Source organism: Shewanella sp. Choline-02u-19 (genome assembly GCF_002836205.1).
In the GTDB taxonomy this organism is placed as follows: domain Bacteria; phylum Pseudomonadota; class Gammaproteobacteria; order Enterobacterales; family Shewanellaceae; genus Shewanella.
In genome coordinates this window covers 45,281-66,528 of record NZ_PJBE01000011.1, presented here as the reverse complement: position 1 = coordinate 66,528, position 21,248 = coordinate 45,281, and the positions used below count along the sequence as shown (strand labels likewise).

The following is a 21,248-nucleotide window of genomic DNA, read 5'->3' as shown; positions in this document are numbered from 1 at the left end:
ATTGTAGTTGAGGGGATCACCGACGTGGGGCGTTATATTTGAAGAGGTTTAGCTGGCAACCTTAGAGACTTGCTTTAGCTTGTCGATCAACGCATCCTTTTTAAAGGGTTTAGCGAGGTAGTCATCCATGCCGGATTCATAGCATTTCTCAATATCTTGATCTAATACACTGGCGGTCAGTGCGATGATAGGGAGTCGTTGTTCTGAGTTTAACTCCTCCCATGCCCTGATTTTTTCAGTTGCGGTAAAACCGTCCATAATGGGCATCATACAATCCATTAAAACAGCGTTAATGACTTCCCCTTTACTGATGAACTCGAATGCTTCGAGTCCATTATTAGCAATAACAAAGTCATACCCAGCTTGTTTCACAAGCAGTGAAGCGACTTTTTGATTGACCAAGTTGTCTTCGACGATAAGAATCACGACGTTTATTTTTGTATCATCGGGGTTGTTGTCACTGGTATTTTGCTCTGCTTCAGGTGCGCTTTCTGCGCGCAGTACTCTATTTTCTATACCGTTACGAATAGCATTGCCAAGTCGTTTCCCGAGTAATGGAAGTGTGATGGTGGAGTCAATATTATCAAGCGTACGCTGCTCTGATGGGGTGTTGATGGCAATCGTAAAGATATCTTGCTGAGTTAACAACTCAGGTAATGTCGTTAAGGCGTCTCTAGTAATAGAGGCATTATCAATAAAAAGCAGGTCAAACTTTTGTTTATCTTGTAAGAGATCAAAGCAAGATAAATAATGATAATTGAGCCTAAACCCCTGTCTGATGCAGGCATCCTCAATGGTTTCAATAATGTGATTGTTACTGGATACTAATGCCGCGGTAAGGTGCTTGAACTCATCTTTCCCTGGCGCTTCTTGCGCAATAATTCGCGCTTTTAGTTCAACGGAGAAGCAACTGCCTTTGCCCTTTTTTGAACTGATTTTGATATCACCGCCCATTAATTCGACCAACTGCTTACAGATCGCAAGACCTAGGCCTGTGCCACCAAATTGGCGAGTGATAGTGCCATCTTCTTGGGTAAATGGAGAGAATATCTGTTGCTGCTTATCTTCTGCTATCCCTATGCCGCTGTCATAAATCTTAATTTGCATATTGGCATATGGCTTTTCATCAAAACGACTGCTGATAGCCACTTTTATAAAGCCTTCGCTGGTAAATTTGACTGCATTCGACAATAAGTTCATCAGGACTTGCCGCATGCGGTGTTCGTCGAGTGCAATGAGGTAAGGAGTATTTGTCGGGATATCAATTTGCAGGTCGAGATTTTTCTCCACCACTTTCGCTAACACCATGGTTAACGTGTCGTAGACGACCTCGGCGATATTGGCATCGGTGTTGGTCATGGAGAGGTTTCCAGACTCAATCTTAGACAAGTCCAGTATATCGTTAATCAGTAATAGTAAGGTATGTGATGATGTTTCGATCGTTTGCAGGTACTCGTTTTGTACGGGGGTCAGTTTGGTGCCAGCAAGAATTTCAGACATCCCAATAATGCCGTTTAATGGCGTTCTGATTTCATGGGACATATTGGCGAGAAATGAACTTTTAGCTTGGTTAGCTTTTTCCGCATCAGATTTAGCTCGTAAAATTTTCTCATCATTTAAGTAACGTTCATGGATTAGATTATTCAGTTTTTTGGAAAACAAGCTGAGTTCATCATTACCATTTTCGTTAATATTATTGGAGTAGTCACGGGTTTCCTCTATGTTAGACATGGTTGTTATTACATGATGCAGGTAGTTAAGAATGCGTCGATAGAGGTTGGCGCCAATGGTTCCGATGATGATTAACGATGCAAATAAAGCAGTACAAAAAATGATGATCAGCTTTTTTGATTGTGATATTTCACTGTGGATTTTAGTGGTCAATTGATCTGAAAATTTGGTCACTACAAACTGAATGAGGCTTAAGCGTTGACTAAAGGCTTTCAAATTAGACTCTGGGCTATCAACCAAAATATCTTCATGCAGAATATTGCGGCGCAGTTGGTAGCTTTGTTCAAATGCTTTGTCTGAAAATGTCGTCAGTAGAAGATCGACTTGTTCAGGTTTGGCGCTAATATTGATAAAGCGTTCCACATAGAGCTGTTGCCTTTCTGTGCTCATGTTTAATTGAGTCAACAGCTCGGTATTATTTCTATCGATGAGTAACTGGTTAATAAGCCACTTCTCTTCTGCGGACCAAAGCGATAGCCATTGCAATTGAAATAATATGGTGAGGTTTTGGTTAATCTGCTCCGGTACGTCTAGCTTATCTTTTTCTAGCACCATTAGCGCTTGTGTTTGCAACTCGTTTATCCAAGTAGACCAATCAACAATACTTACTTGTGTCAGCTCAGGCGATTCTGTTAAGGCATCTTTAGTGCTATTAAACCATGCTTGGATATCATCGATATTTTTTGTGGTGAATGCCTTGGGAAGTATCAGAGGAAATTCCGCGACTATCGGCGTGAAGTCAGCCAATACGAATGAATCACCTTGAGCGTATAGCTGCTCTCTAGCTTGGTTGATTTTGATATTGAGTGCAGAAAATGATTCTAAAAAGGAGATCTTGTGGTTGAGAATGTTGAGTGCTTGGACATTATTGGTTTGCTTTTTTATCTCCAATGCGGATAAAAATGCCGTAAACAATAAAGGTAGTAATACTAATGCCAACATCCTTGTTTTTATTGAAATACGATTCAATAAGTTCATTTCTACTCCTTGAATTGAACGTGCTAGTCATGTCCTTGTGTATTGCATGACTCTTGACTATATTCAGCATAGTACAAAAGTACAAAAAACTATCTAGGATTGAAGGTTTTTATATGTTTAATGGATTAGACTTTGGTGCCATTTTTTTTAATACAAAATTAGTCATTTTGATGGCGACTCTCTCCCTATCCCCTTCACTCTGGGCGTTAGAAACTGACGCGGATGAAAGCTCCGAGGTCGAGTTTGCAATTTTTAGCCTCAATAATGATTTACCTCCCTTGAGTAAAAGCAAAGCCAGAATGTTATATCGAGGTAAGTCTAAAAAAGTCGGCGGCAGTCTCAAAATTGTGTTGGTTGATCTACCCGAAACCTCTATGCATCGCGAAGAGTTCTACAGCATGTTGCTGGGTAAATCTGTGTCACAGATGAATGGCTATTGGGCAGGATTAGCTTTCTCTGGCAAAGGCTCACCACCCGAAGAGCTCGATAGTGATGATATAAAACAGATCCTAAAGTGGCTAAATGAAAACCCCAATGGTATCGCGTATGCGCCGGTTGAGTCGGTTCCGGATGAAGTGAATATCTTAATTACCGTGCCACAGGGAGAGTAGCCATGTTATTAAACCGTCAGTACAGTATTTTATTATTGAGCTTAGGCATTACAGCAAATGCAGAAGCGGGAATAGATCTTACAGATAACATTTTGCTGAGTGGTTTTGGTTCGACGTCGATCAGCAAAACAGACAATAAAACCCCGTTATTTATTAGCCGCGAGATTAGCGATGAAATTTGTTATGACTGCGATACCTTGTTTGGCTTACAACTTGATATTGATATTTTTGAGGGGGTTAACGCATCAGCTCAAGTGGTTAAACGTACCCAAGATGACTGGAGCGATCCAGAACTGGAGTGGGCATATTTAGGCTATGAGTTTGCTGATTTTGAAGTGCGGGCAGGACGACTGCGTTTACCGTTATTTCTCGTCTCTGAATTTTATTATGTTGGCCAGGCTTATACATGGGCGCGACCGCCAGAAGAGGTTTACGATGCTATTTTGGGCTTTACCTCCTACGACGGTATTTCTTTGGCTTGGCAATATGAAATATCGGATGAAATATCGCTCACTATCTCGCCTTACTATGGGTTTGAGCGACTTAATGAGGTGGAGTTGGGAGGCACTTTATTACAGTTCGATACCGACTATATCACGGGTTTGTACATTGATTTAATTGGTTTTAATTATCGGATTCATACAGGATTTATGCAATCACAGTATATTCAACGACCTTCCCCAACCACCGATAAACTTAATGTTTACACTGTGGGAGCGGAGTACAGTTTGGATGCTTGGCAGTGGATGGCGGAGTTAGAATATGACGAGCTGCAAATTAATTGGTATGCCAGTGTCGGTTATGCACTCGATGATTTTACACCTTACTTAGTATATGCCGAGAGTCACGAGCTTAGAGAAAGTCAAGGAGTGACTTTAGGACTTCGTTACGATGCCACTTCGACCCTTTCACTGAATCTTGAGATGCAATCTATCTTTTCACACGAACCGGGTAATCGAGCACAGTTTGTCACTTCACCACTGGTATATGCTGAAAAAGATGATGTCGACTTACTGAGTCTCACGGTTAATTTTGTGTTTTGATTATGGATAATAGTTCGTAAAGCTTATATACGCTGATGCTATTAAAAGACTCAGTGGTAGAGCTCAAGGGTGTAGAGCAAAAGAGGATTGATCGTCAGAAACTGTTTTAAATAATACTTGATAAGCATTATTAGGAATAACTCGCACTCAATATAAGGCTTGGGACTCTCTGTGATTCTATTGACCGTTAACAGTGCTCAATATAGCGAAAGAGCACACTGCGATATGGAGTATGCTCTTTCTTCAATATGAGTCGTCGCAATGTAGGACCTATTGCAATATCCTTTCAATTTGCTGGTTAATCTCTTTTATTTTCCCACATAAATCGTTGATTGCGGTTTGGTCAGGAAGTGATCCTGCTTGAGAGCTGGATTCGATTACTTGAGCTAATGTCATTGCTTCTTTGGCACATAAATTACTAAACATACCTTTAAGCTCATGGGATATTTGAAACAAGCCGTCGACATCGTCACTGGAGAAACGATTCTTGAGTATGCTATCACTCTCGCCATATTCTTCTAAGTAAATGGTGAGTAGCATTTTCACCATGGAGTCATCGTCGCCACATAGCGCTCTTAATTCATTAACCTCTATCATTGTTACATCCTTTGCTTTTATCTGTTGACTGAAACCGGGTGTTTGATATGAGGTGTCAGTGAGTCAAATATTGGCATACAGGCGCAGTTAAGCGGTGGTAATGAGTTGCTTAGCTTTAACCTTAGCTAGCCAAGACGCTAATGCTTTAGGGCTCATAAGTTGAACATCACCTAATTCATCATCTTTTGCATTTACGAGCTCATCTGGAAGTAAATCAATAATGCGCTCTAAATCTTCAGTCGTTTGTACCTCGTTATCAATTAACTGAGCCATCTCTTTGTTGTAATCAGCACCTCTTGCTCGAAGCGCTTTGACTAAACCTTTTAATAAAATTAACCAAGTACTCATTGGCCCTTGGATGATAGAGGCTGATTCGGCGGCGGAGTCAATACTGACGAAAGGAACGGTGGCAATGCTTTGTTGGTGTTGCATCGCGGCTAGAATCCAATCAGTGTCGAATGAGAAGTCAAATACGCTGGGTTTCATTAAAATATGCTGCAGTGCCTCACGGCTGAAGAGCTTGTAAGCGGCTTGAGTGTCGTGAATACCTTTGGAAAAAATGGGTGAAGCAACCATTCTTTGCATGTGTCTGAGGGTTTTAATACCGATCCCCCAGCGTTGTTCTTGTTTGACCACAATAGATCGGGGATCTTTACGATTTCCGAGCACAACTTGAGAGTTATTTGCCACAAAAGGCGCCAGTATTAGCCCGAGTTGCCCCATATGGACAGAGTTATCAGCATCGGTATAAATAACCGCATCAACACCATCAGAGAGGGCTTGCATACAACCATAAATGATAGCGCCGCCTTTTCTAGAATCATCAACATCATTGAGTGTGGCTAAAGGGCCATGGTTGTTACTTATTCCATCTTTGAGGTTGAGTACGGATATTTTCTCTGGCTGGGTACTGCGATTGGCAATACGGCTAGCAATATCGAAACTGCCGTGAGGACAGCCATCATCAACGGGGTATAAATGCCAGTCCACTTTGGTGCCTTTACACGCCCACATCAGTTGGGTCACCTTAGTCAGCAATGAGTTTTCACCATTGATATTAGTGGCACTTTTTTCTAGTAGACGATGATGTTCCCCCCACATGGCAAAGACGATACCAATCGAGATAGGAGTGTTTATCTGTCGTAAGTATTTGCGCGACTGCACCAGCTTAACGGCTAACTTAAATGCCAGTGGGCAATCTTCTTTTTGTGCTAATGCGACAAGTTGCGCTGGAGAGGTGTATTTTAGATCCAATAGAGAGTCGGCCAGCTCGAGTAGGCTAATTTGGTGGGAGGATTCAGTTAAGTCAAATTGGTTGCTCGCGGCGCGGCAAATTTGTTCGAGATCTTCTTTGTGTATTCTCATAATGAATCCTTTCATTGATTAACTCTTCCTGAGCGCTTGAGTGCTGATACAGCACTAACATCAAGCTTATTAAAATGTAGTAATAGATTGGTAAAACAGCAAGGTGCTATTTCTTTCGTCAGCGGAATGGGTTCAATCTGTGGTTTTTGCAATGACTCTACTTTCAATTCTTGTGTTTGGTTAATAATGCGAAGCCGATTCGTTGGCTTAGTCCTCTCTTGTGAAGACGTGTTGGAGACGCTAGTGGTCTCTTTAAGCTGAGGTTGAGTCGCGGCCCAAATATGCCTGTCATCCATCGGATCATTGATGCATTCATTAATTGTGGCTGGTGCACTAATTTTTATCGGTACGATAAGGCACATTTCCATCTTCCGGTAGCATTAAGTCGGGTCTTGTCGACTGAAAAGTGGTTAGGTATTGGGTTAGCTTGCGCTACGTTGTAGCTTTAAGGTATTGCGATTTTGGTGCGAAAAATATTCTAACTTGTCTGACAGTTCTAGAATGATCTTCAGTCCTCTTCGGCTTTGCTGCCAAGTTTTGGGATCATCTGCTAGGGGCTCAATAAAGTCCGTTTTGAGTAACTCTTCAAGAACACCATGAGGTATGGATTGACCAAAGTCAGAGATCTCAACGATAAGATCTTTGGTATTGGTCAGATACGAAGTCGCTTCAAACTTGTGACCCTCATTATTGCCATAGGCGTGCTCAAAAACATTGTTAACGACTTCAACCAGGCAAAGCTCCATTTGACCGACTATTGACTCATCAAGCCCTAGGCTATTCCAGTAAGGCACTATGTCATCAGCGACTTCTCTAGAAGCCTCTAAACTACTGAGATATTCTTTGTGAAACTTCCTTGTGTTCACGTCCATAAACTAACCTTATTTAACTTGCTGTAGCGGCACGGGATTAGCTTTAGGGGCCAGCTGTGTCCCCAGAATGGGATAGCCCTTTACTTTGCCGTTTAAAATATTTCCGAAACATCTTTGACTTTACCGACATCTAGCCACTGAAAGTCCATATTAACGGCATAAAAATGTGCCTTTCTTTCTACAAGTAGAGGGAACCGGTCGCTGCCAATGTCGAATTCTATGTCTTTAGGAATAAAATCAAAAATGGCAGGCTCGAAGATATAGATGCCGGTATTAATCTTGTTAGAAAGAGCTTCTGACTCTAGTGGTTTTTCTTGAAAGCTAACCACTTGCTCATATTTGTTTGTCACAACACCTCCGTGGATCTTGTACTTTTCGCATATCCCCAGCAGAGCCTAACGCTTGGCTGACAAATTTACAGCTAACTTCAGTTGCTTCATATGGATAGGAAAGCTGCACGTTGAAATGGTGGGTGCCTCCAAAATAGTTTTCAATAATTCCGACTAAGTGGTTGATGTTGATATTTATTTTGTCTATTCCATTCTTAGCGGATAATTGGTTCATAGACTCCATTACTGATTTGCCGAGTATAGGGAGCATTGGCTTTGGAATTGTGTAAGATATTGGCTTAATACGAGTGCCTTTTCCTGCGGCGAGAATCATTCCTTTCATAACATCTACCTCTTTAAGCGGTTGAAGCCAGCGCATCTTCAATGGTTGGATGGCTTAGAATGAGCTTATCCATACGGGTTAGCTTGAGAAGATCGATTACCGTTTTTTGTGGATTCACAATACTAATTTTGATGTTGCTGAGCATTTTATAAGCACCCATTACAGCGCCTAGGCCACTGCTATCCATAAAGCGAACTTGACCTAAATCAAGGACTAACTGCTCGCGGATATTACCTTTGATTAGCGCTATCTGCTCTCTGAATGCGGGAGCCAGTTTTGCATCAAATCTGCCTTCGTTCACTTGAATTATGGTGTATTGACCTTTCTCAATAATATCAAATTGCATAATATTTCCTCTTTATTCGCCTTGCCATTCAAGGGCAAGCAGGCTTATGTCATCATCAAACTGCATTGCGCCACTCCAAGCACTGACTCTGGTGACAATGGTGTCAGTCTGTGTGCCGCTAGGCTCATTACTTAGTGTTAGAACGAGCTGTTTTAACCCCGCTTCAGAGTATTGGTTTTTCTGTTGATCTTCTGCTTCTGTTATCCCATCGGAATAGAGGAAAACTCTATCACCGGGCTGAAGTTGCACTTGGTCTGTGTGGTAGTCTGCAAAGTCGAACATGCCTGCAACAAAGCTGTCTTGTTCTATAAATTCACAGTGACTCTTTGATTTCTGTAGCCAGATCATCGGTGGGTGTCCGGCAAAAGAGTAAGAAAGTAACCCGTTTTTAGTATTCAGCACGGCGTACACCATCGTGAAATAAAGGTTGTTTTGATCTTGGCTTATATAGCTTTGATTTAGGTGTGAAATGACTTCGCTTGGCTCGATAAGGCTATAAAAGGGCTCGGTGTCTTTTTTGCATTTTACATTCGAGGCGGTGCCTGAATTAGAGCTGATACTTTGCTGAATCGAGAAAGACATTAAGGCTGAGGTGACGCCGTGACCCGCGACGTCAAATAAGTAGACAGCAATATGCTCTTCATCTAACTGCATACAGCCAAGCATATCGCCGCCAATCTGTGCGCTGGGAATATGGGTGTAGTTAATGTCAGCACCTTTAAAATGGGTTTGCTCAGGCAGCATACGTTGAATGAGATCATTGGCAGACTCTAAATCTTGTTTAATGGTTGCGTAGGCTCGGTCGAGCTCAATGTTCTTGGCAACGAGTTGGTTGTGCAGCTCTAATGTTCTGAACCCTGCCTTGAGTCTCGCATCTAGTTCATTGATATTGGTATCTTTTGCTACAAAATCATTGGCCCCCGCGTTGATACCTTCAACAATGGAGTCTTTATCATCGCGGCCAGAGAGCAGTACGAAGAATATGTAGCGGCAATATTGGGGGGACTTAAGGTGATAGCAGAGTTCAATGCCGTTGAGCTGGGGCATCATCCAGTCACTGAGCACTAATTGAATATTGGGATGCGAGTCTAGTTGAGTGAGTGCATCTAAACCATGCTTAGCGGTAACGACTTGATAGCCACGAGAAGTTAACATTTGCGACATCATCAACAGCATGACTTTGTTGTCTTCTACGAGGAGGATCTCTTTCGTCAAAGTGGCAGTCTCCATGCTGAACGTTCCTAACGAGCGGCATCTACAATGCGCCGTTGTTCAAATAAGTCCGTTTACTTTGCAAAAGTCTAGTAGTGAAATTCTGATCCAACAAGAAAGCGCACGATACTATTTAAAGTTATCGTGCGCGCTATTATTGTATCTCTTTAAAATTAGATGAATATGGGGCTGTAAATATCTTGAGGAGCTTTACTTTAGCGCTTGCCTTAAAAAGGCATTAATCTTTAATGTTAACTTTGATTCTATGGTGCCGATTTGAACATTCTACAGGGGGTTTTACCGGTGCGTCTTTACGTTCAGATAACAGGTGCCTTATTGCCATAATCGGATGTGGCAGTAACATTCTAGGGCCAGCATAGACCATTATCTCTCTGGCTTTGGCCTTCATATGGGGTTTATAACAATGCACCGGGCATTTGTTGCATGTCGGCTTATCTTGTCCGTAAGGGCATCTATCTAATCGGGTATGAGCATACTCAGTAAAATCTTGGCAGTCTTGGCATAAGCCAGCATTACCGCCTTCATGGTGTGCTTTGCAATAGATTTCGACCATAGCAACGATGGTTCTAAACTCGCTAAGCAATTTGCCACTTAAAAGTTGTTCGAAAGCCATGGTATACCTTAGTCAGTTACTGGGTTATTGACATCATAAAAGTCTAGAGCGCGACAAACAAAACGGATGCTTGAAAATTTGAAGGTGCGCACAAAATAGCGCTTTAAGCACGATTAGGTTTATCGATAGCTGTTTTGTAAAAATAGGCTGAGATTTTGCTCATAAAGCTGTCTTTTGAGCTATTTTGGCCAATATAGTGCATTAATTTTGATACCCGGTTAAAAAAGAGATATAAATACTTGATTGTATGAAAGAGAATGCATTAATAATAACGTTCTATTTTTACGCGTTTTAAAATGCATAACAAGACTCACATATGAGTCTCTGGCCAACCACTGGTGGAACACAATGAAAGTAATTGCCATTATTTTGCTCGTTATAATAGGCGTTTATCTCTATAAGCGTACTCAGCGATTAGCAAATGAAGAAAATGAAAAAGAAGCTCAGGATGAACGAGCTGAAAACGAAGCCGTTGAGCCCGAAGTTAAAGACGTGACTCCAGATGCGACGGCTGAATTGTCGAGCTCGTCTGATGAAGGGGCGAGTATTGATAAAAAGCTTGATATTGAAGGGGAGGTTGTTCAAATCATGCCAGAGCCAGAGCCAGAGCCAGAGCCAGAGCCAGAGCCAGAGCCAGAGCCAGAGCCAGAGCCAGAGCCAGAGCCAGAGCCAGAGCCAGAGCCAGAGCCAGAGCCAGAGCCAGAGCCAGAGCCAGAGCCAAAAGCCGCAGAGGTTGATGTTGCTTGGGCAAATGCTAAGTTAACTCAGGCTATAGCCGATACTGACGCTGCCACAGATACCGCGGCAAAATATATTGCAATGTCTTCGACTGTTGCGGAGTGTTATAAGCAACGTAAACAAGCTGAATATGTAACGTATGGTGCAAACTTATCTAAGCGATATACAGCACTGTTTACCGTTTATGCTGCTGAAACTAAGACTGATAATCCAGATGCTGAAGTCAAAGGGATTGGCCTAATGCACATGTCGACCTTGCTCAACGACAATGGTGAGTTTGATGCGGCTATCGCGATATGTAAAACAGCGATTAAACATGATGTTAGTGATGGTACAGTGACCGGCTTTGAGGGCCGTGTTACTCGGATTGACAAGGCTAAAGCCAAAGCAAATAAATAAAGCGATGTCAGTAAAGTTCATCAATCGCTGACGAAGCGGTGTAGAATAAGCTAAATTGCTTACGATAAAGGCGAACATTTGTTCGCCTTTTTTTATTTAAAGGATCTTCAGCATGAAATTGCGTTTAGTGTGCTTCATTTCATTTTTATCTTTTGGTTTAACAGCATGCACTGACTCTCCAGAGTGGACATTGCTCTATTATCCTAGCGCGGCAGCAAAGCCGAGTGTCGAGCAGTCTGCAGATTTTATAAGTGGTTACTATGCGTCGGTTGATCAATGTCATGCCAAAGGCAAAGGTTTACTGCGCCTGAGTGACGATAAAAATGCCGATTATGTGTGTGGCCATTTGTGTGTTGCCGATGGTAAAACATTGGTTTGTCAAAGCCAGATATCGTCTGCCGAGTAAATGGAATTCGATAACGTTCGACAAGTACACCCCATACAAAAGAGTCACGAGAGTTAGCTAGATGAAACTAAATGCTATTACGTTAGATCGTCAAACCTTGAGCTTGTCGGTACAAGCAGATATTGATTTTGAGCTGTTTGCCCAATTTGCTGAACCTTTTGCAGCGGCGATTGATTGCAGGGTCGTAGAGAGACAATGGGGAGCAGATAGGCATCAATGGTTATTGGAGTTTGAAGGCACCCACCTACAACTTCATTATGAATTTTATGGCGACATATGTTGGCTTTCAACTGAGAGAGAAGACGAGTTCGATGTGCTGGTCTATCTAGCCGAATTGATGCAGTCTTACATTGTGGCGCAAGCATAACATTAGCCTGAGTTACACCGAGTCACCTTTAGCTAGAGCATTTATAGATGAATAGAATAGAGCCGATTAAGACAGCGATAGCCGCTGTAGATGAAGATTCAGCATTTCATTACCAAGCGTTGACGCCGGATCTTATTTTGACCGCCATTGAAACGTTAGGCATATATCCTGAAACGGGCTTACTGGCACTCAATAGTTACGAAAACCGCGTCTATCAATTCCGTTGTGATAGCGGTCAGCGCTATGTGGTGAAGTTCTACCGGCCTGAGCGATGGTCAGATCAACAGATCCAAGAGGAGCATGACTTTTCTGCTGCGCTGGTGGAGCAAGAAGTGCCTATTGCCACTCCCGTAATTGTTGATGGTCGATCTTTACATGAGTATAAAGGATTTAGGTTTGCGCTATTTCCCTCTATTGGTGGGCGAGCATTTGAAGTTGATAACCTTGAACAGTTAGAGTCTGTTGGCCGTTTTATCGGTCGCATTCACCAGTTCTCGAAACAGGCAGACTTTGTCTATCGCGATACTATGTCGCCGCAGCTGCTGGGTGATGATTCCCTTAAGTGGCTAAAAGAGTCGGGTCATATTCCCAAAAGCTTAGCATTACCTTACTTTACCGTGGTTGAGCAAATCTTAGAGAAATCTAGCGCGATGTGGCAGCCACAAAAGTACCGCAATATTCGACTTCATGGTGATCTACACCCAAGCAATATATTGTGGACGCCTGATGGTCCAGGCTTTGTTGACTTAGATGATGCGAAAATGGGGCCCGCAGTACAAGATCTTTGGATGATGCTTGCAGGTGATAGGCAGCAACAGACTTTACAGCTAGAAGTGTTGTTAGAGTCCTACGAAGAGTTCTGTGAGTTCGATACTCGAGAGCTACAACTTATTGAGCCTTTAAGAGCGATGAGAATGTTGCATTACAATGCGTGGTTAAGTCGTCGTTGGGCAGACCCTGCATTTCCAATGAATTTTCCATGGTTTGCTGAAGGAAAATACTGGGAACAACAAATTTTAGCTTTTAAAGAGCAACTTGCCGCACTTGATGAGCCACCACTGAGTTTAATGCCACAATATTAAATTATATTAAAACTCGCATTTTGTAACAGAAAAATGAACTTATGCGCTTGAGGTCGACTCGAAAGGGCATTATGTTATTGTGAAAATTATTAAAGATGCATTTAGCATCACCAAGGAATCCACATGAAAAAAGCATTATTGGTCGCATTTGCATTATTAGTTGCGCCTATGGCTGCAATGGCTGCAGATTACAAAGAAGGCGTACATTACACTGTCATTAATCAAGGGCCTGCAACGGCAAAGCCTGAAATTACCGAGTTTTTCTCTTTTTATTGTCCACATTGCTATAACTTTGCCAAGTCAGAAGTGCCAAAAATTAAAGCTGGCTTGCCTGAAGGTGTTGTCTTTAAGCAAAACCATGTTGATTTTATCAATGGCAACATGGGCGTGGAAATGTCTCGTGCTTTTGCTGTGGCGCATCAGTTAAAAGTTGATGAGAAAATGGAAACTGCAATTTTTTCAGCCATTCATGACAAGAAACAGCATTTTACTAACCGTGATGATGTAAAAGCGATTTTTGTGGCTAATGGTGTTGACGGTAAAGCCTTCGATGCTGCTGCAAACTCATTCATGGTGAGTGCTCAAATGTCGAACATGAAGCGTGCGACTGAGAATGCAAAAATATCTGGTGTACCCGCACTGGTTGTCAATGGTAAGTACCGTGTTGAAACAGGTGCAATCAAATCATACGACGAACTACTTGATATCGCGTACTACCTGACCACAATGAAGTAAATACGACCTCGAAAATATTAAGGAGCCCTAGCGCTCCTTTTTTTGTGTCTGCTCGTGGGGATATATTTAACCTCGTATTACGGGCATAAAAAAACCGTGCTTCTTGGTCGCAAGAAGCACGGCTACGGAGCTAAAAAGCTCAACGTTACCCTGAGTAACCCCTAAACGTTAACAGGGTGTCAAAAAATTGGCAAGCGACAATTTGATGACGATGCTATTTAGGTGCTTGATTGGGATGAGAATTTATAAGTTGTTTAAATTTGATTCAATTCTTTACAAATTAATTTTCGATTTAATGAAACTCTCATGGTAAAACACCTGTCGAAGCAACACAGATAACAATAAACAACGTTGTGGGGAGGTCTAGTGAGAGTTTTTCCTGTCTATGCACCAAAGCTAATCGTTAAACATGCGCGCATCTTTTTAACTGGAGTGATCTGGGTAAAAGATTTGGGTCGAATTGAATTTGATAAAGGACGATTTTTATTACCAAGGAAAAGTTTACCTAAAGTTAAACAAGCTATATTGGAACTCAATGGCTTAATTGAAACACAAAATAGTGACATGCAAACGGCATAACAACGGCTTTATGCATTGTTAATCGGTAAAACAGCAACATGGTTTTATTGCGAGTAGCGGACTTAGAACGTTAAAGCAGATGCTCGCAGTTCCATACGAAGCAGCAAAGAAGGCGAGGGCTGACCTTGATTGGCCGCACCAGCTGTATTCGTAGTAATCATTTTCGCAGGTGTCGCTATGTGAACTTACTTAGCGACACAACTGCAAAAATAACGATTACGTAAACTCACCTAAGAAAGGTTAGCTAACCTCTTCGTTAAGCAGACCAACTAAACCTGTTACTTTTTCGTTCCAAGAGTTCAATTCTTGTTGTAACAGTTGGTTTTGTTCTGTCAAACTTGTGCTCGACTGTTTCTCTTCTTCAAGCTCCATTCTTAGTAGCTCAATAGTTTCAAGTGCTGCTTGGATTTTTGTTTCCAATTTTGACAATAGTTCAAGGCTCATGGGAGTCCCTTTGGTAGCATGATGATAGCTCCGATTCTAGCAGCGACGGGGTCTTAGTGAATAGTTAATTATGCTAAATGAAGCAAAATCTTACGATAAAAGTTGTGAGAGTGGCTTTTTTTTGTACTTGTGACTAACTCGTTAGTATCCATCTCTTTATTTCTACAGGAATTGCAGCCATGTTAGGCAATATCTTAATGCTGACTCCGTTGGTTTTAACCTTAGTATTAGCCTTAGTTTTACGACGTACACTTGTGGCTTTAGGCGTTGGTATTATCTCAGGTGCACTTATTATCAGCGCGTTTAACCCTGTTAATACAACTGTATATTTATCGTCAAAAGCTTGGATGCAATTTTATGCTGATGGGCAGTGGCAAGCTTGGCACCTTAACGTGCTGGCCGCGATGGTGTTACTGGGTATGATGACACAGCTGCTTGCCCGAGGCGGCGCGGTAAAATCATTTGCTGATTGGCTATATCACCGAATTAAAAGCGGTCGTCAGGCGCGGGTCGGTGTTGTTGTGCTGGGGTGGGTGGTTTTTATTGATGGTATCTTTAGTTGTCTGGCGGTGGGTCATGTATGCCAACCTCTCAGTCAACGATATAGCATGAGTAAAGAGCAAATAGCATATCTTGTTGACTCAAATGCCTCGCCATTGTGTGCATTGTTGCCCTTCTCCAGTTGGGGCCCTTATGTCATGGCGATTTTGGCGAGTATTACGCTATTGCCTCTCTCGCCGCTAGAATCCTTTATTGAAATAGCAAAGCTCAACTTTTACGCGATTACCGTGATTATATTGTCGCTATTGGTGGCTTGGTTTGGTATTGGCTTTACCTATACCGCAACAACGGAACCAGAATCTGCAGAGGTTGAAGCGGGTAATCCGTGGTTATTGGGCATTCCTATGGCAAGCCTATTGATTGCATCGGTGGCTTTAACGTTATGGTCAGGCGCATCTAATTCGCAATCAGCGGATATTAGCCAGTGGATCACTTCGGCTGATATTGGCGCTGCCATGCGCGATGCTTGTATTTTAGCAATGACTATTGCCGTCTTTATGCTGAAGCTCTCTGGTCGCAAAGCTCAGGAGCTTGTGGTGGACATGTTTGCGGGAATGAAGGTCATCAGTTTTGCAATATCCATTTTGCTATTCACTTGGATGATTGGCGCCGTCATTGCTGATTTAGGCGTGGCTAAATTATTAGCCAGTTGGGCAGAACAGTTTATCTCAAGCAATATGTTAGTCGCAGGTACCTTTATCCTCTGCGCTGTAATGGCGTTTACCACAGGATCAAGTTGGGGCACTTTTGCCATTATGATCCCCATCGGAGCCGAGATTGCTGTCGCCGTTGATTCGACTTTGATGCTGCCAGTATTAAGCGCGGTGATGGCCGGATCAGTATTTGGAGACCATTGCTCTCCAATCTCAGACACCAGTGTGATTAGTGCTACCAGCTCGGGCTGTGAGCCTCACGCGCACGTGGTTACCCAGCTTCCTTTTGCGTTGATTGCGGCCTTTAGTGCGTTATTAGGCTTTCAGTTAATTAACTTGAAGGTAGACCCGATATGGTCGTGGTGTATCGTTCTGCTCGCTGCACTGCTACTACTTGCTCTTTATCATCGAGGGACTCGCGGTAGCCAAGTTGAGGTGGCTAAGGCGCAATCGTAATACGCTTAAAATCGGCTGCGGTATCAATGGGCGTTATCGCGATGATTTGATCTAAGCGTATTTCGTTGAGGCTATTATTTTGCTTAACGACTTGTTTTACTATCAGCCATTCCGTTTTGTCAGCCTTAGTGACTAAGGTTACTGCCTGGGCAGTTAGTGGCGCTTTATTATGTAACTCAATTTTTAATTGATAGCCTCTCATGCAAGCTAATTCTAAATAATCATGGCAATGACAATTAACGGTAATGTAGGGCTGCATAGGTACCTCTAAAATTAGTAGTGAATGCTTTTTCTTCTTGGCTAGGTCTATTGTAGAAAGCCAAGGAGATTTAGCTAATGTTAATGAATTCTATTGTTGTAGCTGTTTTATGTGGATCGTTATTGGTTATGACCACTGCGGCCGCGCAAACGTTGACTCAGTTTAATAAGACAAGCACGACGACCCGCCCATACTTTATTGAGCTATACACCTCACAAGGCTGCAGTAGTTGCCCTCCGGCAGAGACTTGGCTGTCTGCATTTAGCAAACAGACCGAACTTTGGCATAAATACTTCCCCATTGCTTTTCATGTCACTTACTGGGATTACATCGGTTGGAAAGATCCTTTTGCAGCGAAAACTTTTAGTCAGCGGCAATATGATCATCTTAACGCCAAGCACATTGGCCAGGTTTACACTCCGCAGTTTGTCATTAACGGCCAAGAGTGGCGGGGTTGGTTTGATCGTAAATTAGGGGATGTCTTTAGCAAAGTACAACCGGAAGTCGGAGCATTATCTGTTTCTATTGAAGGCCTGCAACTAACCGCTAGCTTCGATAACCAAACAGGCAATAGTGCACCTATTGAGCTGCACTTGGCTTTGGTGGGGGCAGGCTTGGAAACGGAGGTTAAACGCGGTGAGAATCGTAATAAACAACTGAAGCATGATTTTACTGTGCTGAGTCATCAAGTGATTAAATCGAATAGAAGGCAGCAAAGTACATTTACAGCAGAAATTGAGCGTATTGATACCAAGTCATGGACGGCTGAGCAATTTGCTTGGGTGGCGTGGATAGAACAAAGAGATCAACCAGTGCAGGCCGTTGCGGCTTGGTTAGAAGCTGAGTGACTTTAGAATATTAAAAGCGATAATCGATATCGGGTGTCAGCGACTCAATCAGACTTGTTAGATAGCATTGAGCGGTATACCTGTTTTGCCTTCAATATTAAGACTCGCTAGCTAGAGCCCTTAGACAATATGTTGAATATAGAGTTAATAAAAAAGCCCTGCATATGCAAGGCTCTAATTGATAGGGATATGGTTTAAACCCTATTCAACGTTTTGGATCTGCTCGCGCATCTGCTCAATAAGCACTTTAAGCTCTACTGCAGCAGCAGTGACGTCTGCGCTGATAGATTTTGAGGCTAAGGTGTTTGATTCACGATTGAACTCTTGCATCATAAAGTCGAGTCTACGGCCTTGTGCGCCACCTTTTTTAAGGATGAGACGTGTCTCGGTAACGTGTGCGTCAAGGCGGTCCATCTCTTCGGCAACGTCCATTTTTTGTGCCATTAATACCATCTCTTGTTCCATACGGGCTGGATCAAGTTCGCCGGTGATTTCGGCTAAACGGTTAGTAAGCTTATCGCGCTGCCATTGCATAATCGTTGGCATATGACCACGAACCACGGCAACTTGCTCCACTATTTGGTCGAGACGAGTTTGCAACATAGTATTGATTGCTTCACCTTCGCGGCCACGAGCTTCAATAAATTCATCGATAGCTAAGTCGAATGCACCCAATAGATCTTTACCTAAGGCGTCCATATCTTGCTCTGAGCTAGACATCACACCAGGCCAACGCAGCACGTCAACGACATTGAGTTCGCCTTGCTTAGCTTCATCTTTTACCCAATTAGCGGCGTTGATAATTTGCTTAGCGAGTTCTTTATTGAGTTGCAGTTCGCTGCTATCACCTTCATTGAGGTCATAACGCAGGTTAACTTCAATTTTACCGCGGTTTAAACGTTTACGAAGACGATCTCTAAGCACTGGCTCTAAGCTGCGGAAATGTTCTGGTAAACGCAAGTAGGTTTCTAGGTAGCGCTGGTTAACGGAACGGATTTCCCAAGAGGCGGTGCCCCAATCTGCTTTGTGCTCAATGCGAGCATAGGCTGTCATGCTTTGGATCATGAATAATTTCCAGTGTAGTTCGTCTAAGTGAGTTGTGATTATATACTCAATTAGCATGAAGGTGCAGGATCTAGCCTTAATTTACTATCGGGATTTTAAGATGAGTTTTATTTTTCAGATAGCATACTGGCTCACATGTCCCTATAATATGCAGCCAAATTACCCCAATGTTTTCAAATACAGGAATTCACTATGCGCCCAAGCGACAGAACTCCAGCACAATCTCGTCCAGTGACTATTACACGTCAGTTTACCGCTCATGCCGAAGGTTCGGTTTTAGTTGAGTTTGGTGACACTAAAGTGCTGTGTACCGCCAGTTTTGAAGAGGGTGTACCGCGTTTTCTTAAAGGCCAAGGCCAAGGTTGGGTTACTGCTGAATATGGTATGTTGCCGCGTTCTACGCATAGCCGCATGAACCGTGAAGCGGCTCGTGGTAAGCAGTCTGGCCGTACTCAAGAGATCCAGCGTTTAATCGGCCGTTCACTACGTGCAGCTGTTGATATGAAGCTACTGGGTGAAAACACGATTGTTATTGATTGTGATGTTATTCAAGCAGACGGTGGCACGCGTACAGCTGCTATTACAGGTGCTTGTGTGGCATTGGTTGATGCACTTAACTGGGCACGTGGTAAAGGCATTTTAAAGACTAACCCACTTAAGTTCCTTATTGCTGCTGTTAGTGTTGGTATCTATAAAGGCGAGCCTATCTGCGATTTAGAATATATTGAAGATAGCGCAGCTGAAACCGACATGAATGTTGTGATGACTGAAACTGGTAAAATGATTGAGATCCAAGGTACAGCCGAAGGCGAGCCGTTCAGTCATGAAGAGCTATTGAGCTTATTAGAACTAGCTAAGCATGGTATCCGAGAGATCGTTGATATTCAAAAAGCGTCTTTAAGCTAAATCGTATTGTTGTTACTAGGGCCCTACGGGGTCCTTTTTGTAAGTGCTTTTTGACCGCGCTTATAATAAATAAAATGATTAAAATAATTTGAGTTGCCCTACATTTTTTAAGGAGAGATTGTGAAAGCCTATCAACGTGAGTTTATTGAGTTTGCCCTTGAGCGCAAGGTACTTAGATTTGGCGAGTTTACGTTAAAATCAGGCCGCACTAGCCCTTACTTTTTTAATGCTGGTTTGTTTAATACCGGTCGTGATTTAGCGCGTCTTGGTCGTTTTTATGCAACGGCATTAGTTGATTCAGCTATTGAATATGATTTACTGTTTGGTCCTGCATATAAAGGCATTCCCATTGCGACAACAACGGCGGTTGCTTTGTGTGATCACCACGATATCGATATGCCTTACTGCTTTAACCGTAAAGAAAAAAAACAACATGGTGAAGGCGGCAGCCTAGTCGGTAGCGAGCTTAAAGGCCGTGTGATGTTAGTCGATGATGTCATTACTGCTGGCACAGCCATTCGCGAGTCAATGGAAATTATCGCGGCTCACAATGCTAAGTTAGCGGGTGTGTTGATTGCACTTGATCGTCAAGAGAAAGGCAAAGGTGAGTTATCTGCCATTCAAGAAGTTGAGCGTGATTTTGGTTGTGAGATTGTGTCGATTATTAAACTTGAAGACTTGATTAACTACCTGTCAGAAAAGACCGGTATGGAAACAGAGCTGGCGTCAGTGAGTGCTTACCGCGACCAATACGGGATTTAAAGTGTAGAACGCCTTTGGCTACAGAGCGCTGCGCTTACGGAAAAGCAGGAGCACAAATTAATATTTAGCATCGGTTTTGATTTTCCGTGAGGCCGAAGGCCGTTCCGTTATCGGGCTATTTCATTTTCTTATCTAGAAACTAAAAAACGCTGCGTTTATGACGCAGCGTTTTTGTTTCTGGCGCAGTATTTTAGAACCTAGAACCTAGAACCTAGAACCTAAAGTTGGGCTAGTTGCTAAGAAACTCAGCCCGTGTGGCAGGGTTAGATTTAAAAATACCGCCTAATGCTGTAGTGGTTGTTGAGCTGGTTGAATCCATCACGCCACGTGATTTTACGCAGTAATGTACCGCATCCATTTTAACGGCGACGTCTTTGGTTTCTAGTAAGGTTTGCAGTGCAACTAAAACCTGTTGCGTCAGACGCTCTTGTACCTGTGGCCGCTGCGCAAAGAAGCGTACGATACGGTTTATCTTGGATAAGCCAATAATGTTTTTACGCGGCAAGTAAGCTACTCGTGCTAGGCCATCGATGGTGACTAAGTGATGCTCGCAAGTACTGGTGAGACTTATGTCATTAACCTTGACCATCTCGTCGAAGCCCATCTTATTTTCAATCACGGTGATTTTTGGAAAATTGGCGTAATCGAGACCTGAAAATATCTCATCAACGTACATTTTTGCAATGCGACGTGGCGTATCGGTCAAGCTGTCGTCACGTAGATCTAACGACATTAACGTTAGAATCTCGCGCATATGATGCTCAATTTTATCCTTACGTTCTTCAGGACTAAATTCGCAGGGTAGCATCGGGGTTTCAAGTCCGCGTTCAAGTAGCGCAGCTTGTACTAATTGTGCTGATTCGCTGAGGATAGCTTCTTTTGATGTCATAATGTCCTCCACTTTAATGGGTAGTGGTGCTGTCTCTG

The 21,248-nt window shown here is 42.8% G+C and carries 26 protein-coding genes; 12 read left to right on the top strand and 14 right to left on the bottom strand.

Annotated elements, in window-relative coordinates; translation table 11 throughout:
- Positions 1 to 48: 48 nt before the first annotated feature.
- Positions 49 to 2,709: a hybrid sensor histidine kinase/response regulator gene (locus CXF83_RS01685; protein WP_101093392.1), complete on the bottom strand. Its 2,661-nt coding sequence runs from the start codon at positions 2,707 to 2,709 to the stop codon at positions 49 to 51.
- Between the two features lie 113 nt (positions 2,710 to 2,822).
- On the opposite strand from CXF83_RS01685, the gene CXF83_RS01680 reads away from it, so the two are divergent.
- Positions 2,823 to 3,320 carry a hypothetical protein gene (locus tag CXF83_RS01680; protein WP_180961023.1) on the top strand — a complete coding sequence of 166 codons (498 nt, stop codon included), beginning with the start codon at positions 2,823 to 2,825 and terminating at the stop codon, positions 3,318 to 3,320.
- A 2-nt stretch (positions 3,321 to 3,322) separates the two neighbouring features.
- On the top strand, positions 3,323 to 4,363 hold the full coding sequence (locus CXF83_RS01675; RefSeq protein ID WP_101093391.1) for a hypothetical protein: 1,041 nt from the start codon (positions 3,323 to 3,325) through the stop codon (positions 4,361 to 4,363).
- Between the two features lie 270 nt (positions 4,364 to 4,633).
- Here CXF83_RS01675 and CXF83_RS01670 read toward each other — a convergent pair whose 3' ends face one another.
- The 9 genes from CXF83_RS01670 to CXF83_RS01635 all read right to left on the bottom strand — a co-directional run bounded on the left by CXF83_RS01670 (position 4,634) and on the right by CXF83_RS01635 (position 10,061).
- Positions 4,634 to 4,960, bottom strand: a complete 327-nt coding sequence (locus tag CXF83_RS01670; RefSeq protein ID WP_101093390.1) for an Hpt domain-containing protein — start codon at positions 4,958 to 4,960, stop codon at positions 4,634 to 4,636.
- A gap of 87 nt (positions 4,961 to 5,047) precedes the next feature.
- On the bottom strand, positions 5,048 to 6,325 hold the full coding sequence (locus CXF83_RS01665; protein WP_101093389.1) for a glycosyltransferase: 1,278 nt from the start codon (positions 6,323 to 6,325) through the stop codon (positions 5,048 to 5,050).
- Positions 6,326 to 6,336: 11 nt separating this feature from the next.
- Positions 6,337 to 6,687, bottom strand: a complete 351-nt coding sequence (locus CXF83_RS01660) for a hypothetical protein (protein WP_101097965.1) — start codon at positions 6,685 to 6,687, stop codon at positions 6,337 to 6,339.
- 60 nt (positions 6,688 to 6,747) lie between these two features.
- On the bottom strand, positions 6,748 to 7,197 hold the full coding sequence (locus tag CXF83_RS01655; RefSeq protein ID WP_232775002.1) for an ATP-binding protein: 450 nt from the start codon (positions 7,195 to 7,197) through the stop codon (positions 6,748 to 6,750).
- A 92-nt stretch (positions 7,198 to 7,289) separates the two neighbouring features.
- Positions 7,290 to 7,547, bottom strand: a complete 258-nt coding sequence (locus CXF83_RS22755; protein WP_232775001.1) for a sugar phosphate nucleotidyltransferase — start codon at positions 7,545 to 7,547, stop codon at positions 7,290 to 7,292.
- Complete coding sequence (locus CXF83_RS22750) at positions 7,531 to 7,869, bottom strand: nucleotidyltransferase family protein (protein ID WP_232775000.1); 339 nt, start codon at positions 7,867 to 7,869, stop codon at positions 7,531 to 7,533. Before CXF83_RS22750 ends, CXF83_RS22755 begins: the two co-directional genes overlap by 17 nt.
- Before the next feature lie 13 nt (positions 7,870 to 7,882).
- Complete coding sequence (locus tag CXF83_RS01645; protein ID WP_101093387.1) at positions 7,883 to 8,215, bottom strand: STAS domain-containing protein; 333 nt, start codon at positions 8,213 to 8,215, stop codon at positions 7,883 to 7,885.
- 12 nt (positions 8,216 to 8,227) lie between these two features.
- Positions 8,228 to 9,445 (bottom strand): SpoIIE family protein phosphatase, encoded by a 1,218-nt coding sequence (locus tag CXF83_RS01640; RefSeq protein WP_232774999.1) that lies wholly within the window; start codon positions 9,443 to 9,445, stop codon positions 8,228 to 8,230.
- Positions 9,446 to 9,665: 220 nt separating this feature from the next.
- Positions 9,666 to 10,061, bottom strand: a complete 396-nt coding sequence (locus CXF83_RS01635) for a nitrous oxide-stimulated promoter family protein (RefSeq protein ID WP_101093386.1) — start codon at positions 10,059 to 10,061, stop codon at positions 9,666 to 9,668.
- Between the two features lie 348 nt (positions 10,062 to 10,409).
- On the opposite strand from CXF83_RS01635, the gene CXF83_RS01630 reads away from it, so the two are divergent.
- From CXF83_RS01630 to CXF83_RS01605, 6 genes are all read left to right on the top strand, one after another.
- On the top strand, positions 10,410 to 11,198 hold the full coding sequence (locus tag CXF83_RS01630) for a hypothetical protein (RefSeq protein WP_101097963.1): 789 nt from the start codon (positions 10,410 to 10,412) through the stop codon (positions 11,196 to 11,198).
- 112 nt (positions 11,199 to 11,310) lie between these two features.
- Positions 11,311 to 11,604 (top strand): hypothetical protein, encoded by a 294-nt coding sequence (locus tag CXF83_RS01625; RefSeq protein ID WP_101089339.1) that lies wholly within the window; start codon positions 11,311 to 11,313, stop codon positions 11,602 to 11,604.
- A 61-nt stretch (positions 11,605 to 11,665) separates the two neighbouring features.
- Positions 11,666 to 11,971 (top strand): DUF3630 family protein, encoded by a 306-nt coding sequence (locus CXF83_RS01620; protein WP_101089340.1) that lies wholly within the window; start codon positions 11,666 to 11,668, stop codon positions 11,969 to 11,971.
- A gap of 47 nt (positions 11,972 to 12,018) precedes the next feature.
- Positions 12,019 to 13,053, top strand: a complete 1,035-nt coding sequence (locus tag CXF83_RS01615; protein ID WP_101089341.1) for a serine/threonine protein kinase — start codon at positions 12,019 to 12,021, stop codon at positions 13,051 to 13,053.
- 123 nt (positions 13,054 to 13,176) lie between these two features.
- The gene (locus CXF83_RS01610; RefSeq protein WP_101089342.1) at positions 13,177 to 13,788 is read left to right on the top strand and encodes a thiol:disulfide interchange protein DsbA/DsbL; all 612 of its coding nucleotides are present in this window, start codon (positions 13,177 to 13,179) and stop codon (positions 13,786 to 13,788) included.
- Positions 13,789 to 14,154: 366 nt separating this feature from the next.
- Positions 14,155 to 14,367, top strand: a complete 213-nt coding sequence (locus CXF83_RS01605) for a DUF1107 domain-containing protein (RefSeq protein WP_101089343.1) — start codon at positions 14,155 to 14,157, stop codon at positions 14,365 to 14,367.
- A 240-nt stretch (positions 14,368 to 14,607) separates the two neighbouring features.
- Here CXF83_RS01605 and CXF83_RS01600 read toward each other — a convergent pair whose 3' ends face one another.
- The gene (locus CXF83_RS01600) at positions 14,608 to 14,811 is read right to left on the bottom strand and encodes a cell division protein ZapB (RefSeq protein WP_101089344.1); all 204 of its coding nucleotides are present in this window, start codon (positions 14,809 to 14,811) and stop codon (positions 14,608 to 14,610) included.
- Between the two features lie 179 nt (positions 14,812 to 14,990).
- Between CXF83_RS01600 and CXF83_RS01595 the strand changes: the two genes are divergently transcribed.
- On the top strand, positions 14,991 to 16,481 hold the full coding sequence (locus CXF83_RS01595) for a Na+/H+ antiporter NhaC family protein (protein WP_101089345.1): 1,491 nt from the start codon (positions 14,991 to 14,993) through the stop codon (positions 16,479 to 16,481).
- Here CXF83_RS01595 and CXF83_RS01590 read toward each other — a convergent pair.
- Entirely contained in the window at positions 16,465 to 16,740 is a 276-nt protein-coding gene (locus tag CXF83_RS01590) for a Rho-binding antiterminator (protein ID WP_101089346.1), read from the bottom strand. The genes CXF83_RS01595 and CXF83_RS01590 overlap by 17 nt on opposite strands.
- A gap of 77 nt (positions 16,741 to 16,817) precedes the next feature.
- Between CXF83_RS01590 and CXF83_RS01585 the strand changes: the two genes are divergently transcribed.
- Positions 16,818 to 17,588, top strand: coding sequence for a DUF1223 domain-containing protein (locus tag CXF83_RS01585; protein ID WP_101089347.1), 771 nt, complete (start codon positions 16,818 to 16,820; stop codon positions 17,586 to 17,588).
- Between the two features lie 201 nt (positions 17,589 to 17,789).
- On the opposite strand, the gene CXF83_RS01580 is transcribed toward CXF83_RS01585, so the two are convergent.
- A complete protein-coding gene (locus CXF83_RS01580) occupies positions 17,790 to 18,653 on the bottom strand; it encodes a YicC/YloC family endoribonuclease (RefSeq protein ID WP_101089348.1) in 864 nt (287 codons plus the stop codon).
- A gap of 192 nt (positions 18,654 to 18,845) precedes the next feature.
- Here CXF83_RS01580 and rph point away from each other — a divergent pair, with 192 nt between their 5' ends.
- The gene (gene rph, locus CXF83_RS01575; protein WP_101089349.1) at positions 18,846 to 19,559 is read left to right on the top strand and encodes a ribonuclease PH; all 714 of its coding nucleotides are present in this window, start codon (positions 18,846 to 18,848) and stop codon (positions 19,557 to 19,559) included.
- Positions 19,560 to 19,679: 120 nt separating this feature from the next.
- Positions 19,680 to 20,321, top strand: coding sequence for an orotate phosphoribosyltransferase (gene pyrE / locus CXF83_RS01570; protein ID WP_101089350.1), 642 nt, complete (start codon positions 19,680 to 19,682; stop codon positions 20,319 to 20,321).
- Between the two features lie 229 nt (positions 20,322 to 20,550).
- On the opposite strand, the gene folE is transcribed toward pyrE, so the two are convergent.
- Positions 20,551 to 21,210, bottom strand: coding sequence for a GTP cyclohydrolase I FolE (gene folE, locus CXF83_RS01565; RefSeq protein ID WP_101089351.1), 660 nt, complete (start codon positions 21,208 to 21,210; stop codon positions 20,551 to 20,553).
- Positions 21,211 to 21,248 lie beyond the last annotated feature (38 nt).

What these genes read in the sequence shown, in the direction of transcription:
- CXF83_RS01685 (WP_101093392.1), bottom strand. Translation starts at nt 2,709, where the DNA reads ATGAACTTATTGAATCGTATTTCAATAAAAACAAGGATGTTGGCATTA.
- CXF83_RS01680 (WP_180961023.1), top strand. Translation starts at nt 2,823, where the DNA reads ATGTTTAATGGATTAGACTTTGGTGCCATTTTTTTTAATACAAAATTA.
- CXF83_RS01675 (WP_101093391.1), top strand. Translation starts at nt 3,323, where the DNA reads ATGTTATTAAACCGTCAGTACAGTATTTTATTATTGAGCTTAGGCATT.
- CXF83_RS01670 (WP_101093390.1), bottom strand. Translation starts at nt 4,960, where the DNA reads ATGATAGAGGTTAATGAATTAAGAGCGCTATGTGGCGACGATGACTCC.
- CXF83_RS01665 (WP_101093389.1), bottom strand. Translation starts at nt 6,325, where the DNA reads ATGAGAATACACAAAGAAGATCTCGAACAAATTTGCCGCGCCGCGAGC.
- CXF83_RS01660 (WP_101097965.1), bottom strand. Translation starts at nt 6,687, where the DNA reads ATGTGCCTTATCGTACCGATAAAAATTAGTGCACCAGCCACAATTAAT.
- CXF83_RS01655 (WP_232775002.1), bottom strand. Translation starts at nt 7,197, where the DNA reads ATGGACGTGAACACAAGGAAGTTTCACAAAGAATATCTCAGTAGTTTA.
- CXF83_RS22750 (WP_232775000.1), bottom strand. Translation starts at nt 7,869, where the DNA reads ATGAAAGGAATGATTCTCGCCGCAGGAAAAGGCACTCGTATTAAGCCA.
- CXF83_RS01645 (WP_101093387.1), bottom strand. Translation starts at nt 8,215, where the DNA reads ATGCAATTTGATATTATTGAGAAAGGTCAATACACCATAATTCAAGTG.
- CXF83_RS01640 (WP_232774999.1), bottom strand. Translation starts at nt 9,445, where the DNA reads ATGGAGACTGCCACTTTGACGAAAGAGATCCTCCTCGTAGAAGACAAC.
- CXF83_RS01635 (WP_101093386.1), bottom strand. Translation starts at nt 10,061, where the DNA reads ATGGCTTTCGAACAACTTTTAAGTGGCAAATTGCTTAGCGAGTTTAGA.
- CXF83_RS01630 (WP_101097963.1), top strand. Translation starts at nt 10,410, where the DNA reads ATGAAAGTAATTGCCATTATTTTGCTCGTTATAATAGGCGTTTATCTC.
- CXF83_RS01625 (WP_101089339.1), top strand. Translation starts at nt 11,311, where the DNA reads ATGAAATTGCGTTTAGTGTGCTTCATTTCATTTTTATCTTTTGGTTTA.
- CXF83_RS01620 (WP_101089340.1), top strand. Translation starts at nt 11,666, where the DNA reads ATGAAACTAAATGCTATTACGTTAGATCGTCAAACCTTGAGCTTGTCG.
- CXF83_RS01615 (WP_101089341.1), top strand. Translation starts at nt 12,019, where the DNA reads ATGAATAGAATAGAGCCGATTAAGACAGCGATAGCCGCTGTAGATGAA.
- CXF83_RS01610 (WP_101089342.1), top strand. Translation starts at nt 13,177, where the DNA reads ATGAAAAAAGCATTATTGGTCGCATTTGCATTATTAGTTGCGCCTATG.
- CXF83_RS01600 (WP_101089344.1), bottom strand. Translation starts at nt 14,811, where the DNA reads ATGAGCCTTGAACTATTGTCAAAATTGGAAACAAAAATCCAAGCAGCA.
- CXF83_RS01595 (WP_101089345.1), top strand. Translation starts at nt 14,991, where the DNA reads ATGTTAGGCAATATCTTAATGCTGACTCCGTTGGTTTTAACCTTAGTA.
- CXF83_RS01590 (WP_101089346.1), bottom strand. Translation starts at nt 16,740, where the DNA reads ATGCAGCCCTACATTACCGTTAATTGTCATTGCCATGATTATTTAGAA.
- CXF83_RS01585 (WP_101089347.1), top strand. Translation starts at nt 16,818, where the DNA reads ATGTTAATGAATTCTATTGTTGTAGCTGTTTTATGTGGATCGTTATTG.
- CXF83_RS01580 (WP_101089348.1), bottom strand. Translation starts at nt 18,653, where the DNA reads ATGATCCAAAGCATGACAGCCTATGCTCGCATTGAGCACAAAGCAGAT.
- rph (WP_101089349.1), top strand. Translation starts at nt 18,846, where the DNA reads ATGCGCCCAAGCGACAGAACTCCAGCACAATCTCGTCCAGTGACTATT.
- folE (WP_101089351.1), bottom strand. Translation starts at nt 21,210, where the DNA reads ATGACATCAAAAGAAGCTATCCTCAGCGAATCAGCACAATTAGTACAA.